Source organism: Rhodococcus koreensis, assembly GCF_900105905.1.
Taxonomy (GTDB): domain Bacteria; phylum Actinomycetota; class Actinomycetes; order Mycobacteriales; family Mycobacteriaceae; genus Rhodococcus_F; species Rhodococcus_F koreensis.
This window is the reverse complement of record NZ_FNSV01000005.1, coordinates 3,900,126-3,915,862: the sequence shown is the minus strand read 5'-3', so window position 1 is coordinate 3,915,862 and position 15,737 is coordinate 3,900,126. Positions and strand designations below refer to the sequence as shown.

The 15,737-nt window shown below is 67.1% G+C and carries 16 protein-coding genes; 6 read left to right on the top strand and 10 right to left on the bottom strand.

Annotated features, from left to right (window positions below):
• Window positions 1–2: 2 nt before the first annotated feature.
• Window positions 3–917: an ectoine hydroxylase gene (gene thpD / locus BLV94_RS22360; RefSeq protein WP_072939143.1), complete on the top strand. Its 915-nt coding sequence runs from the start codon at window positions 3–5 to the stop codon at window positions 915–917.
• Between the two features lie 41 nt (window positions 918–958).
• Here the strand turns inward: thpD and BLV94_RS22355 are convergent, their stop codons facing one another.
• Complete coding sequence (locus tag BLV94_RS22355; protein ID WP_072939140.1) at window positions 959–1,402, bottom strand: MarR family winged helix-turn-helix transcriptional regulator; 444 nt, start codon at window positions 1,400–1,402, stop codon at window positions 959–961.
• Between the two features lie 155 nt (window positions 1,403–1,557).
• Between BLV94_RS22355 and BLV94_RS22350 the strand changes: the two genes are divergently transcribed.
• Window positions 1,558–2,757 (top strand): MFS transporter, encoded by a 1,200-nt coding sequence (locus BLV94_RS22350; protein ID WP_072939550.1) that lies wholly within the window; start codon window positions 1,558–1,560, stop codon window positions 2,755–2,757.
• 102 nt (window positions 2,758–2,859) lie between these two features.
• On the opposite strand, the gene BLV94_RS22345 is transcribed toward BLV94_RS22350, so the two are convergent.
• From BLV94_RS22345 to BLV94_RS22335, 3 genes are read right to left on the bottom strand one after another with little or no spacing between them, the layout of a single operon-like run.
• Window positions 2,860–3,636, bottom strand: a complete 777-nt coding sequence (locus BLV94_RS22345) for an enoyl-CoA hydratase (RefSeq protein ID WP_072939138.1) — start codon at window positions 3,634–3,636, stop codon at window positions 2,860–2,862.
• Window positions 3,633–4,709 carry an enoyl-CoA hydratase/isomerase family protein gene (locus BLV94_RS22340; RefSeq protein ID WP_072939135.1) on the bottom strand — a complete coding sequence of 359 codons (1,077 nt, stop codon included), beginning with the start codon at window positions 4,707–4,709 and terminating at the stop codon, window positions 3,633–3,635. The genes BLV94_RS22345 and BLV94_RS22340 overlap by 4 nt, the downstream gene beginning before the upstream one ends.
• A complete protein-coding gene (locus BLV94_RS22335; RefSeq protein WP_072939133.1) occupies window positions 4,710–5,858 on the bottom strand; it encodes an isobutyryl-CoA dehydrogenase in 1,149 nt (382 codons plus the stop codon). It abuts the gene before it with no gap.
• Between the two features lie 140 nt (window positions 5,859–5,998).
• Between BLV94_RS22335 and BLV94_RS22330 the strand changes: the two genes are divergently transcribed.
• Window positions 5,999–6,484, top strand: a complete 486-nt coding sequence (locus tag BLV94_RS22330) for a MarR family winged helix-turn-helix transcriptional regulator (RefSeq protein ID WP_244163851.1) — start codon at window positions 5,999–6,001, stop codon at window positions 6,482–6,484.
• Window positions 6,481–7,392, top strand: a complete 912-nt coding sequence (locus tag BLV94_RS22325; protein WP_072939127.1) for a LysR family transcriptional regulator — start codon at window positions 6,481–6,483, stop codon at window positions 7,390–7,392. Before BLV94_RS22330 ends, BLV94_RS22325 begins: the two co-directional genes overlap by 4 nt.
• Window positions 7,393–7,407: 15 nt before the next feature.
• On the opposite strand, the gene BLV94_RS22320 is transcribed toward BLV94_RS22325, so the two are convergent.
• The 6 genes from BLV94_RS22320 to BLV94_RS22290 form a co-directional block, all read right to left on the bottom strand.
• The gene (locus tag BLV94_RS22320) at window positions 7,408–8,622 is read right to left on the bottom strand and encodes a CaiB/BaiF CoA transferase family protein (protein ID WP_072939124.1); all 1,215 of its coding nucleotides are present in this window, start codon (window positions 8,620–8,622) and stop codon (window positions 7,408–7,410) included.
• A gap of 14 nt (window positions 8,623–8,636) precedes the next feature.
• Window positions 8,637–10,139 (bottom strand): aldehyde dehydrogenase family protein, encoded by a 1,503-nt coding sequence (locus BLV94_RS22315; protein WP_072939121.1) that lies wholly within the window; start codon window positions 10,137–10,139, stop codon window positions 8,637–8,639.
• Window positions 10,140–10,190: 51 nt separating this feature from the next.
• The gene (locus BLV94_RS22310; RefSeq protein ID WP_072939119.1) at window positions 10,191–10,760 is read right to left on the bottom strand and encodes an adenylate kinase; all 570 of its coding nucleotides are present in this window, start codon (window positions 10,758–10,760) and stop codon (window positions 10,191–10,193) included.
• A gap of 28 nt (window positions 10,761–10,788) precedes the next feature.
• Window positions 10,789–11,715, bottom strand: coding sequence for a 3-hydroxyisobutyrate dehydrogenase (mmsB, locus tag BLV94_RS22305; protein WP_341866459.1), 927 nt, complete (start codon window positions 11,713–11,715; stop codon window positions 10,789–10,791).
• A 503-nt stretch (window positions 11,716–12,218) separates the two neighbouring features.
• Complete coding sequence (locus BLV94_RS22295) at window positions 12,219–12,692, bottom strand: SRPBCC family protein (RefSeq protein WP_072939112.1); 474 nt, start codon at window positions 12,690–12,692, stop codon at window positions 12,219–12,221.
• A gap of 46 nt (window positions 12,693–12,738) precedes the next feature.
• Complete coding sequence (locus tag BLV94_RS22290) at window positions 12,739–14,022, bottom strand: PDR/VanB family oxidoreductase (protein ID WP_307718308.1); 1,284 nt, start codon at window positions 14,020–14,022, stop codon at window positions 12,739–12,741.
• A gap of 98 nt (window positions 14,023–14,120) precedes the next feature.
• Between BLV94_RS22290 and BLV94_RS22285 the strand changes: the two genes are divergently transcribed.
• Together BLV94_RS22285 and BLV94_RS22280 are read left to right on the top strand one after the other, a co-directional pair.
• The gene (locus BLV94_RS22285) at window positions 14,121–15,155 is read left to right on the top strand and encodes an IS630 family transposase (RefSeq protein ID WP_072939109.1); all 1,035 of its coding nucleotides are present in this window, start codon (window positions 14,121–14,123) and stop codon (window positions 15,153–15,155) included.
• A 97-nt stretch (window positions 15,156–15,252) separates the two neighbouring features.
• On the top strand, window positions 15,253–15,693 hold the full coding sequence (locus BLV94_RS22280) for a winged helix-turn-helix domain-containing protein (RefSeq protein WP_072939107.1): 441 nt from the start codon (window positions 15,253–15,255) through the stop codon (window positions 15,691–15,693).
• Window positions 15,694–15,737 lie beyond the last annotated feature (44 nt).

Here is a 15,737-nt window from a genome sequence, read left to right as displayed (position 1 = left end):
CAATGACTCAGGTAGCTGAGGTTCAGGGATTCACCAACCACAACGATCGCTACCCCACTCGGATCACCTCCGAGCCGTCGATGCTCCAACGGAACGAACCTGCCGCCTGGGGAACGCCCGCGGACGGACCCTTCGACGCGGCCGCCCTCGCCGGACACGAGGCACGCGGCTTCACCATCGTCGACCACGTCCTGAACACCGGCGAAGTGATGACGTGCCGGGAGGAACTCGACCGGCTGTCCCGGGACCCGTCGATGCGCGACAGCGGTCGCGTCATCACCGAACGCGGTTCCGGCGAGGTCCGGTCCGTCTTCGACGTCCACCGGCGCAGCGACGTGGTCGCCGCGCTGATCCGCGACGGCAGGATTCTCGACCGCGCGCGACAACTCCTCGGCTCCGACGTCTACATCCACCAGAGCCGGATCAACTCCATGCCCGGTTTCAAGGGCACCGGCTTCTACTGGCACTCGGACTTCGAGACCTGGCACGCCGAGGACGGGCTCCCGGTGCCGCGGGCCGTCAGTTGCTCGATCACGCTCACCGAGAACTACCCGTTCAACGGATCGCTGATGGTGATGCCCGGTTCGCACAAGCGGTTCGTCCAGTGCGTCGGCGCCACCCCCGACGACAACTACACGTCCTCGCTCGTCGAGCAGGAGGTCGGGGTTCCGCGCCGGGAAGACGTGACCCGGATGGCCGCGGAGTTCGGGATCGACCAGTTCACCGGTGCGGCGGGCACCGCGCTGTGGTTCGACTCCAACGTCATGCACGGGTCGGGCAACAACATCACGCCCTACCCGCGGTCGAATCTGTTCCTCGTGTTCAACAGTGTCGAGAACACGCTCGTCGCGCCGTTCGCCGCACCGCGGCCACGGCCGGAGTACATCGCGTCGCGCGACTTCACACCGCTGTCCTGATGTGAGTGGCAAAGTGTGCTCGCGCACGCTTTGCCACTCACCTACGCGGGGAGCTCGTGCAGGGTGCGGGCGAGGTGGGCGAGTTCGGGAACCTCGGCCGCCCGGTCGAGCGCCGCTTCCAGCGTGGCGTCGTGGGTGGGACGCGCCTCGTCCAGCGCGGCCCGGCCCGCGGGTGTGAGTTCGGTGTAGATGCCGCGACGGTCGTCGTCGCACAGGATCCGGGTGAGCAGGCCGCGGTTCTCCAATCGGTTCACCAGCCTGGTGGTGGCGCTGCTGCTCAGCGCGGCCGCGCGGGCGAGCTGCGCCATCCGCATGTGCCAGCCGTCCTGGCGGCTCAGTGCGTCGAGCACCGTGTACTCGACCACCGAGAGGTCGTGACCCCGCTGCAGGGCGCGTTCGAGTTCCGCCTCGAGCAAACCATGCAGGGCCGCGAGCGTGCGCCATCCCTGCGACCGGATCTCGACGGCGTCGTCAGCGACTGCCATGGCCACCTCCTGTGGATACGAGTGCCAGGTCAGAATACCAGCTTGCGCACGTAGCAGGCGTGTGCAACTATTTATGACGCGCCTGCAACTACTGCAGACGCGGTATTCGAGCTAGCGCTCTTATCTCTCGAGTCTGTAAGAAAGGAGTGGCCGCGATGCCACTGGGTCTGCTCGCCCTCGCAATGGGCGGCTTCGGGATCGGTCTCACCGAATTCGTCATCATGGGACTGCTGCCGGAGGTGTCGGCCGACTTTCAGGTGAGCGAGTCCGTGGCCGGCTACCTCATCTCCGGCTACGCCCTCTCCGTCGCCGTCGGAGCCATCGTCATCACCGCGGCGGTCACCCGCTTCGACCGCAAAACGGTCCTCCAGGCGCTGATGGTGCTGTTCATCGGCGGCAACCTCCTGTCGGCGCTCGCCCCGACCTACGAGGTCATGATGGGCGGACGCGTCCTCGCGGCCCTGTGCCACGGCGCGTTCTTCGGCATCGGGTCGGTGCTCGCCGCGGACCTCGTGCCCGCGAGCAAGCGGGCCGCGGCCATCGCGACGATGTTCGCCGGACTGACGATCGCCAACGTTCTCGGCGTCCCGCTCGGCACTTTCCTCGGCCAGCAGTTCGGCTGGCGCTCCACGTTCTGGGCCATCACCGTCATCGGCGTCGTGGCCTTGATCGGCATCACCGCGCTGGTGCCGTCCGTGTCCCGTGCGGCGGACGCGCCGGAACCTGCCGGTCTGCGCAGCGAACTGCGGGCCTTCCGAAATCCGCAGGTGTGGTTCTCGATCGCCGTCACCATTCTCGGATTCGGCGGCATGTTCGGTGCGTTCACCTACATCGCGTTCACCCTCACCGAGGTCGGCGGATTCGCGTCCACCAGCGTCCCGTGGCTCCTCGTGCTCTTCGGCGGCGGCCTGTTCGTCGGCAACGTCCTCGGCGGACGCGCCGCCGACAAGGCCCTCACCCGCACGCTGACCACGGTCCTCGCCGTGCTCGCCGTCGTGCTCGTCGTGTTCGCCCTCACCGCAGGCAGCAAGCCGATGACGATCGTCGCCCTGTTCCTCATGGGGCTCTTCGGATTCGCGACCGTTCCCGGACTGCAGATGCGCATCATGAACTACGCGGCGCAGGCGCCGACCATGGCGTCCGGCGCCAACATCGCCGCCTTCAACGTGGGCAACGCACTCGGGGCCTGGCTCGGCGGCATCACCATCGCCGCGGGACTCGGCTTCACGTCCCCGATCTGGATGGGTGCCGCACTCACCGTGGCCGCGCTCGCCGTTCTCCTCGTCGCCACCGCACTCGACCGGCGGTCGAAAGATCAGCCGGTGGAGAACGATTCGGTGGTCGTGCCGGTATAGCGCTTCGCGGTCGGTTTGTCCGCTCGCGAAAGACGAGGACGGCACAAATACGAACACCCCGCAGCGGATGCTCGCTGCGGGGTGTTCGGGTCGAATGGGGGACTACCGGTGGGTGAACTCCGGCGACCGCTTTTCGACGAACGCGGCCATGCCTTCCTTCTGGTCCTCGGTGGCGAATGTCGAGTGGAATACGCGTCGTTCGAAGCGAATTCCCTCGGTGAGGGTGGTCTCGAACGACCGGTTGACCGCTTCCTTCGCCATCATCGCGACGGGCAGCGACATCTCGGCGACGGTGGTGGCCGTGTCCAGCGCCTCGTCGAACAGGTCGGCGGCCGGGATGATGCGGGCGACGAGTCCGGCTCGTTCGGCCTCCTCGGCGTCCATGTTCCGGCCCGTCAGGCACAGTTCCATCGCCTTGGCCTTGCCGACGGCGCGCGTGAGGCGCTGTGAGCCACCGATGCCGGGGATGACGCCGAGTTTGATCTCGGGCTGACCGAACTTGGCGGTGTCGGCGGCGAGCAGGATGTCGCACATCATCGCCAGTTCGCACCCGCCGCCGAGGGCGTATCCCGCCACTGCGGCAACGATGGGTTTACGGGCGGCGGCGATGCGGTCGCCGATGGAGAAGAAGTCGTCGAGGTAGACGTCCATGTACGACTTGGTCTGCATCTCCTTGATGTCGGCGCCGGCGGCGAACGCCCGGTCCGACCCGGTGATGAGGATGGCGCCGATGTCGCTGTCGGTGTCGAGTTCCTCGACTGCCGTGACGAGTTCGCGCAGCAGTTGGGAGTTCAACGCGTTCAGGGCTTTCGGACGGTTGAGGGTGATGATCCCGACCCGGCCCTTGCGGTCGAGGAGGATGGTGTCGTAGTCGCTCACAGGTGCTCTCCGGTTGTCGTAGGGGCCGTGAGGCCGAGTTCGAGGTCGCCGAGGGGTGCGAAGAATGTGGCGACGGCGGCGTCGGTCACGTCGTCGATCGTCGCGGGTGACCAGTGCGGGTTGCGGTCCTTGTCGACGACCTGCGCCCGGATCCCCTCGACCAGATCGGCCGAGCCCAGGCAGGCCACCGACACCCGGAACTCCTCGTTCAGCACTTCTTCGAGGCTGGCCGCCACCCGGGCCCGGCGCAGCGACGCCAGGGTGACCGCGCACGCGGTCGGCGACTTCGACAGCACCTGCCCGGCCGCCTTCGCCGCCTCCGGCACCCCACTGCCCTGCAGCCGGGCCACGATCTCGGCGACGCTGTCCGCGGAATATGCGGCGTCGATCCACGCCTGCTGCGCCAGCAGGTCCGATTCCGGGGCCGGTTCGGTGAACTCCGCCAACGCCGCCTCCACCGACGTGTCCGTCAACTTCTGCACGAACTGCTCGATCCTGGCGGACGGGATGAAATGGTCGGCGAACCCGCACGCGATCGCATCCCCCGCACTGAGGCGGGCGGTGGTGAGCGCGATGTGGGTGCCCAACTCTCCCGGGGACCGGGCCAACAGGTAGGTGCCGCCGACGTCGGGGACGAACCCGATCCCGGTCTCGGGCATCCCGATCATCGACCGCTCGGTCACGATCCGCACACTCCCGTGCGCCGACACCCCGACCCCGCCGCCCATCACGATGCCATCCATCACCGCCACATACGGCTTCCGGTAGTTCGCAATGGCGGCGTTGAGGATGTACTCGTCCCGCCAGAACTCCCGCGACCCCGTGCCACCCTCCTTGGCGTCGTGGTAGATCGAGACGATGTCCCCGCCCGCGCACAGCCCGCGTTCCCCGGCGCCGGTGATCAGCACCGCCGCCACCTCGTCGTCCCCGGCCCACTCCGCCAACGCCGCGGCGATCCGCGCCACCATGGCGTGGTTGAGGGCGTTGATCGCCTTGGGGCGGTTGAGCACGATCCGGCCGAGGCCGTCGCGCTTGTCGATGAGTACCTCGGGGTCGGTGATTGGTTCGGTCATTTATGCCACTCCTCGGTTTCCGACGACGCTGCGGGCAATCACGACCCGCATGATCTCGTTGCTGCCCTCGAGGATCTGATGCACCCGCAGGTCGCGGACGATCTTCTCGATCCCGTACTCGGCAAGATAGCCGTACCCGCCGTGCAGCTGCAGCGCCTTGTTCGCGACCTCGAACCCGGTGTCGGTGGCGAACCGCTTCGCCATCGCACACAACTCCACCACGTCCGGGGCACCCTCCTCCAGCGCGGCCGCCGCCCGCCACAACAGGGTGCGGGCCGCCTCCAGCTCCGTGCGCATGTCCGCCAGCTGGAACTGCAACGCCTGCGACTCGAGCAACGACGCCCCGAACGCCTTGCGGTCCGCCAGATAGGCGACGGCCCGCTCCAGCGCGGTCTGCGCCCCACCGACCGAGCAGGCGGCGATGTTGAGCCGGCCCCCGTTCAGGCCGGCCATCGCGATCCGGAACCCACCGCCCTCGGTGCCGAGCAGGTTGCCCGCCGGCACCCGCACATCCTCGAAGATCACCTGCCGGGTCGGTTGGGCGTTCCAGCCCATCTTCACCTCGTTCGGCCCGAACGACAGCCCCGGTGAGTCCTTCGGGACGATGAACGCCGAAATCCCGCGCGGCCCGCCCTCCCCGGTGCGGGCCATCACCACATACACCTCCGAGGTGCCGGCCCCGGAAATGAACTGCTTGACCCCGTTGAGGACGTAGTCGTCGCCGTCGCGGACCGCCCTGGTGCTCAGCGCCGCCGCATCGGAGCCGGCGCCGGGTTCGGTGAGGCAGTAACTGCCCAGCTGATCCATCGCGCACAGCCCCGGCACCCAGGCGTGCCGCTGCTCCTCGGTGCCGAACCGGTCGATCATCCAGGTGACCATGTTGTGGATGGAAATGTAGGCGGCGATCGACGGACAGCCCTTCGCCAACTGCTCGAAGATGCGGGCCGCATCGACCCGGGTCAGCTCGGAGCCGCCCACGTCCTCGCGGATGTAGATCCCGCCCATCCCCAGCGAGGCCGCCTTCCGCAGCACATCGACGGGGAAATGCTTGGCCTGATCCCATTCCACCGCATGCGGCGCCAGATGCTCGGCCGCGAAATCACGGGCCGTGTCACTGATCGCCCGCTCGTCATCGGTCAAGGTGAACATACAAATCGACCCTTTCAGGTTCGGGTAGTTGGAAGTACTATAGTTGGATATCCATGTAAATTGCCAGTGGGATGTGACCCGAAAGTGGTCGTTCATTGGATGCCCGAGTACGAACCACGAGGAGGCTACCGGTGGCCACTATGCAACCACCCCACCCGGCGCCCGGTGCCGATTCCGTCGCGCCGGCCACGGCGGTGATCGCCGCCGTCCTGCAGACGCAGAAGCTGATCACCCATCACCTCAACTCCACGTTGCGCCCACTCGGCCTGTCCTTCGCCCGGTACGAGGTCCTGGCGATGATGGTCGCCGCGAACGGCCCGCTGCCCATGGTGCGAATCGTCCGTGCCCTGGACCGGCACCCGACCACCATCGGAACGCTCGTCGACGGCCTCGAAGAGGCAGGGCTGTGCGTGCGGACGATCAATCGCTCCGATCGTCGCTCGACCCTCGTCACGGTCACCGACAAAGGCCTCGAGGTGGGGGCCTCGGCGAGCCGGGCCCTCGACGGCGTCGCTCTCGCGGACCCGCAGGACATGCACCGTCTCCACGAGGGTCTGCAACAGCTACTCACCGCAACCCGGCGGGCATCGACCGCTGCCGCCGAAATGTCGGAGGGCCGGCCGTGATCGACGTACGCAATATTCGCTCGGATGATCTGCGGTACCTGCTTGCCGTGGCGCGCACGGGTCGCCGCCAATCCGCGGCGATGGACCTGGGCGTCGATCACACCACCGTCTCGAGGCGCGTGCGCGCGCTCGAGAAGGTCCTCGGCGTCCGACTGCTGCAGCGCAGTGCCGACGGGTGGGAGTTGACCGATGTCGGCCGATCGATCGCGGAGAAGGCGCAACAGATCGAGGAAGCCGTTCAGGAAGCTGCGGACGTGGTCCTCGGCATCAGTGAGAATCCACTCCGCGGAACGGTCCGGATCACCGCCCCGGACGGATTCGGCTCGTTGTTCGTCGCTCCGGCGCTGGCCAAGCTGAGAATGAATCATCCGCATCTCGTCGTCGAATTGGTCACCGATACAAGGCAACTCAACCTCTATCAATCGGGGTTCGACCTGGCCGTCGCGGTGGGGACACCGATCACCAGTCGGCTGGTTTCCGAACGCGTGTGCCAGTACTCGCTCGGGTTGTACGGCAGCGAAGAGTACTTCCGCGACTACGGTGAACCCGGCAGCATCGAGGAGCTGACGGCGCACCCGCTGGTCTTCTTCGTCGATTCCCTGCTGCAGGTCGGGGATCTCGACTTGAACCGGCATCTGCCCGGGGTCGCGGCAAAATTCATGTCCACCAACATCTTCGCTCACGTCGCGGCCACCCGGTGCGGCGGCGGCATCGGACTGCTGCCGGCGTTCATGGCCGACCAGCACGCCGATCTGCGCCGGATCCTGCCCGACACCGTCGACGTCCGGCTCGCCTTCTCCCTGGCCGCTCGCCGCGAAAGCCTGACCAATCCTGCGGTACAGGCTGTCCGGCAAGCGATCCAGGAAGAGGCGCTCAGTCGTCGAGACGAACTGGTCCCGACCCTGTAGTTCCGCCGGCCGGCGTCACGCCTGCGCCGGCACCATGGTGTCTAGCGGATCGGCGGCGTCCACCACGTCGAGCCAGTCGAGGATCTGTTCGGTGTGCTGCCCGAGCACCGGTGGTGCTGCATGCTCGGCGCGCACCAGCGAGTCGCCGCGTGCCGTTTCCATCCGCAGGGACGGACCGGGCAACTGCACAGGTCCCACCACCGGGTGCTCGACCTCGAGTAGCAGTCCCTGGCTGCGGGTCTGCTCCCACTCGTACACCTCGTCGATCGTCCGGATCGATCCCGCGGGAACACCCGCGGCCTCGAGCGCGGCGAGCACGTCGACCCGCGTGCGGTCGGCGAAGTCGGCCTCGATGGCGGCGATCAATGCATCCCGGGCCGCGACCCGGTCACGGTTGACCGCGAACCGCGGATCAATTGCCGACAGACCGGCCACCGGGGCGAACTTCGCCCAGATCGCCTCGCTGCCGACCGCGATCTGCACGTAGCCGTCCGCGCAGCGGAAGCTGCCGTACGGGGCGATCTGCGGATGGTGGTTGCCGGACCGCTGCGCGACCTGCCCGCCGACGGTCCACTTCGTGCCCTGGAAGGTGTGCGCGCTGACCGCGGCAGCCAACAGCGACGTGCGGACCACCATGCCCTTGCCGGTCTTCTCTCGGGCCGCCAGCGCCGCCGACACCCCGGCAGTTCCGTGGACACCGGCGAGGACGTCCGCCATCGGCACACCGATGCGCGTCGGTTCCCCGTGGGGATCACCGGTCACCGACATGAGTCCGGCCTCGCCCTGGGCGATCTGGTCGTAGCCCGCCCGGGATCCTTCCGGCCCGTCGTGCCCGAACCCGGTGATCGACAACGTGATCAGCCGCGAGTTGAGCTCTTCGAGCACCTCCGTCGAAAATCCGAGGCGATCGAAGGCGCCGGGCCGGAGGTTCTCGATCAGCACGTCCGCCCGCCGGATCAGCCGACGCAGCGCGTCCTTGCCGTGCTCGGATTTCAGGTCCAGCACGATCGATTCCTTGTTCCGGTTCGCCGACATGAAGTACGACGACTGCGGGTCGTCCTGCGGCCCGACGAACGGCGGCCCCCAAGTGCGGGAGTCGTCGCCGGTGCCCGGGGCTTCGACCTTGATCACCCGGGCGCCGAGGTCGCCGAGCATCATCGCGGCGATCGGCCCGGCCAGTGCCCGGGAGACGTCGAGCACGAGGATGTCGTTCAGAGGTCCGACAGTCATGATGCGTTCCCTCCTCAGAGTGTGCGCAGGCGCACGTTGACCTGCTTGGTCTGGGTGAATCCGGCGATCATGCCCTCGAGGGACACCTCGCGGCCGAGGCCGCTCTGCTTGTATCCGCCGTACGACTGGCCGATCATCTGGCCGCCACCCTGGTTGACCTGCACCCACCCGGTTTCGAGGGCGTGGGCCGTGGACAGGGCCAGGTCGAGGTTGTGGGTCCACACGTACGCGGCCAGACCGTAGTGCGAGTCGTTGGCCATCGCGACGACGTCGGCGTGGTCGTTCCACGGGATCGCGACCAGGGCGGGTCCGAAGATCTCCTCCCGCGACAGTCGCCAGGTGTTGTCGGCGCCGGAGAAGACGGTCGGGCCCATGTAGTAGCCGTCGGTGTTGCCGATCGTGTCGGGGGAGCCGTCGAGGACGGTGGAGACCTTCGTCGAGCTCAGGCCGTCCTGGAGGAACCCGTTCACCGAGGCGAACTGCTTGTCGTTGATGATGGCGCCCATGTCCGTCGACTCGTCCAGCGGGTTACCGACTTTCAGGCCGGCGAGGGTGGTGACGAGTCGGTCGAGGACCTGGTCGTAGATGTCCTGGTGCAGGAACAGGCGGGAGCCGGCGGTGCAGCTCTGGCCCTGCCGGTGCACCCGGGTCGAGAGCAGCAGCTGGTTGATGAAGTCGTCGTCGACGTCGACGTCGGGGAACACGATGGACGGGTTCTTGCCGCCGAGTTCGAGCGAGACGTGCGCCAGACGGCCACCGGCTTCGCGGGCCACGTGGCGGCCGACCTCGGTGGAACCGGTGAACGACACCTTGTGGACGTCCGGGTGCTGCACGAGCGCCTCACCGGCCACCGACCCGGATCCGGTGATGACGTTGAGGACACCGGCGGGCAGGTATTCGGCGCAGATCTCGGCGAGCAGCAGGACGCTGAGCGGTGCGGCTTCGGCGGCCTTGACGACGACGGTGTTGCCGGCGACGAGGGCCGCGGGGATCTTGAAGCCGGCGATCATCAGCGGGGAGTTCCAGGGCAGGATGGCGCCGATGACACCGAGCGGTTCCTGCCGGGAGTACTGCAGCTGGTCGTCGCCTGCGGGCAGCACGGTGCCCTTGATCTCACCGGCGACGCCGGCGAAGTAGCGGAACAGGTTCGCCAGGGTGGTGACCTCGGGGCGGGCCTGGGTGCGCAGCGCGTTGCCGGTGTCGAGGGCGGTGAGGCGTGCGAGTTCCTCGGAGCGGGCGTCGATGGCGTCGGCGATCTTCGCCAGGATCCGGGCTCGTGCGGTGAAGTGCTGGGAACGCCACTGCGGGAACGCCTTGTTCGCCGCGCGGACCGCCCGATCGACGTCCTCGACGCTCGAGGACGGGACGCGGCCGATCACGTGCTCACGCAGGATCGGGGTCGTCACGTCTCGCCATTCGCCGGAGCGGGCTTCCACCCAACTGCCGTCGACGAACATGGGATAGTCGCGGGTTTCGGGAATCTCGAGATCGGCGAGTGTGGGCTGTGTGGAGGTCATGTCGGAATCTCCTTGAAATACGGATAGGTCTGCCGGGGTGCAGGGAAAGTGCTAGGTGGATGGAGCGACGCTGCCGCGCTCGGACAGCGCGTCGATCGCGTGGGTGTAGACGTCGTCGACCTCACCGTCCGCATCGACCGACAGCAGAAGTGCCGAGTAGTAGTCGAGCAGTGGGCTGGTTTCGTCGTGATAGACGCGCAGACGTCGACGGATGACGTCCTCGGTGTCGTCGGCGCGTCCGCGGGCCAGCATCCGCTCGACGACCGCATCGTCCGCGATCGAAAAGTCCAGAACAGCGTTGATCTGGATCAGCTGCTCGCCCAGGAGTTCGTCGAGGGCGATCGCCTGAGCCACGGTGCGGGGGAAGCCGTCCAGAATGAACCCGGCGGTCGTGTCGTCGTCGGCGAGTCGCTCCACCACCATCCCGATGGTGACTTCGTCCGGCACCAGTTCGCCCGCATCGAGGAACGACTTCGCTCGCCGGCCCAGTTCCGTGCCCTGCGCGATGTGGCTACGGAACAGATCGCCGGTCGAGATGTGAGGGAGTTGCAGTGTCGACGAAAGAGACTGCGCCTGAGTTCCTTTACCCGCTCCCGGCGGTCCTGTCAGAATGATGCGCACAACGAATTCCTTTCGCGTCGAGCGGGGATTATGCTTTCGCGTCGAAGGCGCCGGAACGGATCGCCGTCACGATCGCGGAGAAGTCACGGCCCGGGCCGTCCTGAGCGACGAACTGTTCGTACAGTTCGGTCGCGCGCCGTCCGAGCGAGGTGTCCACCCCGTTGTCGGTTGCGGCGGCCTGCGCGAGGCGAAGATCCTTGAGCATCAACGCACTCCCGAATCCGCCGGCGTAGTCGCGGTTGGCGGGGCTGGTCGGCACCGGACCGGGGACCGGGCAGTTGGTCGTCAACGCCCAGCACTGACCGGACGCGGTCGACGAGACATCGAACAGTGCCTGGTCGGTCAGGCCCAGCTTGGCGCCCAGCGCGAAAGCTTCGCTGACGGCGATCATGGAGATTCCCAGGATCATGTTGTTGCAGATCTTCGCGGCCTGACCGGCCCCGGCGTCGCCACATCGGACGATGCGGGACCCCATGGCATCGAGGAACGTGGCGGCCTGGTCCACCGCCTCGGCCGGACCACCGACCATGAACGTGAGGGTTCCGCCGTCCGCACCGACGGTGCCGCCGGAGACGGGGGCGTCCACGGCACTGTGCCCGGCGGCGACGGCGAGTTCGGCGGCGGCCCGCGCGTCGGCGACGTCGATCGTCGAGCAGTCGAGGAACAGGGTTCCCGGCCGCGCGGCCGGGACGAGGTCGGTGTAGACGTCGAGCACGTGCTTGCCGCTGGGCAGCATCGTGATGATCACGTCGGCATCCTCGGCGGCGGCGACAACGCTGTCAGCGGAGGCGATTCCGTGTGCGCGAGCCTTCTCCGCCGCTGCCGGGGAGGGATCGAATCCGACGACCGTGTGGCCGCCTCGCGTCAGATTCGTGGCCATACCCAGGCCCATGTTTCCGAGCCCGAGGAAAGCGATCTTGCTCATCTGTACTCCTTGTGGTTGCCGACGTTCCACGCAGGGGGCATCGATCCGAACAACAGGTCGTGGGTGAATCCCGGGAAGCCGGCCGCTGTGCGTCGCTCTCCGCCGGGAACGGTTTCGAGTGTGCCCGCGCGGGGACGATTGCGGAATCACCGAACCTGCACAGGGGATGTGCAAAATTGCATCGCCGCGGTCGCTCGGGCTTGCGATGCGTCACACTTGCCGGACCATCGCCCCCGGCAACTTAGGAGCAGGCGAAAACCGCGGGCGTCATCGACCTGGGGGTGCGCTGGATCCGACGGCTCGTCCTGATCGGGGCGGGTCTCGGCATTGCCCAGCAGTTCACTCCGGGACGCGGGCTATTCCGGACCGCTCCCGATCGAGAACGAGGACTACACCCTCGGCCAGTGCGAGTCCGTCGCCCTCGCCGTCGACACCCTCCAGCGCGCTCGCAGCGCAGCGACCGCCCGGAAACCGACCCCGACGAGGCATTTTACCGTCAACTGCTCGCTCCGTGTTACCGGCGTGAACCCGCCTCACTGGCGACCTGACGTTTCGACATACGACGCCAGGTTGGCAAGCGAGGACGCGATGCCGGCCTCGTGGTCCGCTTGGCTGATGCCCGGTGGCACGTCCGTGGCGGTGACGGTCACCTCGGTCCCGCCACTGGTCGGGGTGAGTTGCCAGGTCATCGTCAGGGTGCCCGCGAACGACGGGTCGTCGGCCTCGAACACCGCCTGCTGCACCACCCGCTCCGGCGGCACCAGGGCTGCAAACCCGACGTCGACGACATCCGTCGCAGCCGAACTCTTGCCGGGGCTGTCGGCGGGATCGAGGTAGGTGAGGACCATCCGGAACCCGCCACCCGGCCGAGGGTCCCACTGCTCGATCCGACCCCGCATGCCGTCCGGCGGCAACCAGGCCTCGACGGATTCCCGATCGAGCAGGGCGTCGTAGACGGTCGCCGGTGATGCCGCGATCACCCGGCTGGCGCGGTCGGTCCTTCCCATGGGCCGAGTCTAGGGCGAGGTTCCCGCCCGGCAGAGGCATTTCGATTCACAGATCGAGGACCAGTCGGTCGGACGTGCACCGCGATACGCAGATCATCATGGTGTCGCCGCGCTCGCGCTCGTCGTCGGTCAGGACGGTGTCGCGGTGCTCGGGCCTGCCTTCGAGGACCGGCGTTTCGCAGGTGCCGCACAGCCCTTCCCGGCACGACGAGAGCACCGGAACCCCGTGCTCGCGGACCACGTCGAGGATGGAGCGGTTTTCGAGGACGTGCAGGATGTCGCCGGTGCGGGCGAGTACGACATCGAACGCGGTATTGATCTCATCGTGCTGGGTTGGGGCGCTGAATCGTTCGGTCTGAAGGGTGAGGTCTACGGCGCTGCACGCGGTGGCGAGGGCGTCGAGGAGCGGCGCGGGCCCACAGGCCAGGACTGTCGTGCCCGGATCCGCGGAACCGAGGAACGCTTCGAGGTCGAGAAGCCCGTCGGTGTCCTGCGGGCTGACGAGGACCTTGTCTCCGTGGCGTTCGAGGTGGGACAAGAAGGCCATCGATGATCGGGTTCGTCCGCCGTAGAGCAGCTTCCACGGTTTTGCGCGTCGTTCGGCGTCCTCGATCATCGGCAGGATCGGCGTGATGCCGATGCCACCGGCGACGAAGACGTATGACTCGGCGTCGGGCATGCGGAAGTGGTTGCGTGGGCCACGAACTCGGATCGACGCACCGGCTGCGATGTGGTCGTGTACGTGCGCCGATCCTCCGCGAGAGCGGGGTTCGCGCAGGACGGCGACGCGCCACCTGTCGTGGTCGTGGGGGGCGCCGCACAGGGAATATTGACGGGTCAGGCTGTCGGTCAGGCACAGGTCGATATGAGCGCCCGGCTCCCAGGCGGGGAGCGTGACCCCGGCGGGTGGGGTGAGGGTGAGCGAGGCGACGCCGTCGGCTTCGGTTTCTACGGCCTCGACCACCAGGTCGGCCTCCCGCAGGGTGCGTTGGGAGACGGGCGGACTCGCCGGTGCGTCCGGGTGCTGGCGGACGGTGGTGTGGGTGGCGGCCATGGCCTGCCAGGTTCTGCGTTGGAACATGGCGATGGTCGACTCGCAATTGGTCATTAACCGGCCCTGCGGGACTGCACCGGAGTCGTATCCGCCCTGCTGGGCGGCGACGACTGTCTTGTCTTCGTCGAAGGTGCGGTCGTAGACGTCGGGCCATTGCCCCAGCACCTTCGGGTCGGTGCCGGGTTTGACGAACGTGTCGACGACGAACCGACTGCCGTGTGAGCCCGCCGGTATCTCGGTGAGGTCGATGAGTCCGGACCGGGGTTCGAAGGCCACGATCAGGCTTTCAACTGTTGCCGATATGTCGAACACTAGTTACTAATTAGTTCGTAAGTATGTCGACTATTTGGCCGTGTGTCTGATTGAATCATGGTGTGCGAGATAACGATGGCCGCAAACTCGACCATGCAACCCTTGCTGTGCTGAGAAGGCGTGCGGTGGAGCAGGTTCAGGCCGGGGTGCATCCCGAACAGGTCGCCGAGACGTTGGGGCTGCACCGCAAGACCGTCTACGGGTGGGTCGCGAAGTTCCGCGCCGGGGGCTGGGAGGCGCTCGAAGCGAAACCGGTGCCCGGCCGACCTCCCACCTTGACCGGCGATCAGCTGGCGAGGCTGTATTCGATCATCGTCGGCACCGATCCGCGTCAGCTCGAGTTCGAGTTCGCCTTGTGGACGCGGAACATGATTCGCGAGGTGATAGGCCGCGAGTTCGGGGTCACGATGTCCGAGGTCACCGTCGGCCGGTGGCTCAAAGCGATGGGATTGTCCCCGCAGAAAGCCCTCTACCGGGCGTATCAGGCCGACCCCGAGGCCGTCGAGCAGTGGAAGAGCACGACGTTCCCGAAGATCCAGAAACAGGCTAAGAAGGCGAAAGCGACGATCTACTTCACTGACGAGGCATCCGTGCGCAGTGACTACCACGCCGGCACCACCTGGGCGCCGGTCGGGCACACCCCGGTCGTTGCGGCGACCGGGGCCCGGTTCTCGGTGAACATGATCTCCGCGATCAGTGCCAAAGGTGCTCTGCGGTTCTCGATCATCGATGGCACCCTCACCGCAACGAAGTTCATCGACTTCTGCAAACGCCTGCTCCGCGACAACGACGGGCCGGTGTTCCTGGTCCTCGACGGACATCCCGTCCACCGATCCAAGGCCGTCACCGTCTTCGCCGACTCCACAGGCGGCCAACTGACCCTGTTCCGCATCCCCGCCTACTCGCCCCAACTCAACCCGGACGAATGGGTCTGGAAAAACGTCAAACATGACCGCATCGGCCGCTCCGGCATCACCGGACCCGACCAATTCAAGACCCTGTGCACCCGGGCTCTGCGGCGGCTGCAACGCATGCCGCACCTCGTCCGCGGCTTCTTCGCCGACCCCCACCTCGCCTACATCCGCGCCGCCGCATAACCAGTCGACATACTTACGCTCGCCTTAGTAAAGGTTGCTTCGGCAATAGGGTGTCTCGTTGCGCGTGATTCGCACCGTGCTGCTTGATCATTGATGAATGGCAGGGAAGGAAGCCCGTTCCGGCGAGGGGTCCGACGCCCGGAAAGTCAAGCAGCGCGGGCGGCGGCAGGTGGATGTCGCGGTCGAGTTGGAGGTCTCCCAGCAGACCGCCTCACGCTGGCATCGACAGTGGATCGAAGGAGGCAACGAGGCGTTGGAAGGTGCCGGTCGGGCGGGACGCCGGCCCCGGCTCGATGACGCCCAGATTGCCGTGATCCGAGAGGAATTACTCAAGGGACCCCAAGATCACGGCGTCGCGACCGGGGTGTGGACGCTGGGCAGGGTCGCGATCGTGATCGAGCGGCTCACCGGCGTGACCTACGGACCCACCCAGACCTGGACGATCCTGCGGACCAGGCTGGGCTGGAGCCGCCGGCGTCCCGCACGGCGGGCAGTCGAACGCGACGAGGACGCCATCGTCGCCTGGCGTGAGAGATGAGTGGCCGCGGATAAAAAATAGCGCGGCGCCACGGTGCATGGATC

Coding starts and splice junctions, on each gene's coding strand:
- thpD (WP_072939143.1), top strand. CDS start 3: ATGACTCAGGTAGCTGAGGTTCAGGGATTCACCAACCACAACGATCGC.
- BLV94_RS22355 (WP_072939140.1), bottom strand. CDS start 1,402: ATGGCAGTCGCTGACGACGCCGTCGAGATCCGGTCGCAGGGATGGCGC.
- BLV94_RS22350 (WP_072939550.1), top strand. CDS start 1,558: ATGCCACTGGGTCTGCTCGCCCTCGCAATGGGCGGCTTCGGGATCGGT.
- BLV94_RS22340 (WP_072939135.1), bottom strand. CDS start 4,709: ATGACCGAACCAATCACCGACCCCGAGGTACTCATCGACAAGCGCGAC.
- BLV94_RS22335 (WP_072939133.1), bottom strand. CDS start 5,858: ATGTTCACCTTGACCGATGACGAGCGGGCGATCAGTGACACGGCCCGT.
- BLV94_RS22330 (WP_244163851.1), top strand. CDS start 5,999: ATGCAACCACCCCACCCGGCGCCCGGTGCCGATTCCGTCGCGCCGGCC.
- BLV94_RS22320 (WP_072939124.1), bottom strand. CDS start 8,622: ATGACTGTCGGACCTCTGAACGACATCCTCGTGCTCGACGTCTCCCGG.
- BLV94_RS22315 (WP_072939121.1), bottom strand. CDS start 10,139: ATGACCTCCACACAGCCCACACTCGCCGATCTCGAGATTCCCGAAACC.
- BLV94_RS22295 (WP_072939112.1), bottom strand. CDS start 12,692: ATGGGAAGGACCGACCGCGCCAGCCGGGTGATCGCGGCATCACCGGCG.
- BLV94_RS22280 (WP_072939107.1), top strand. CDS start 15,253: ATGGCAGGGAAGGAAGCCCGTTCCGGCGAGGGGTCCGACGCCCGGAAA.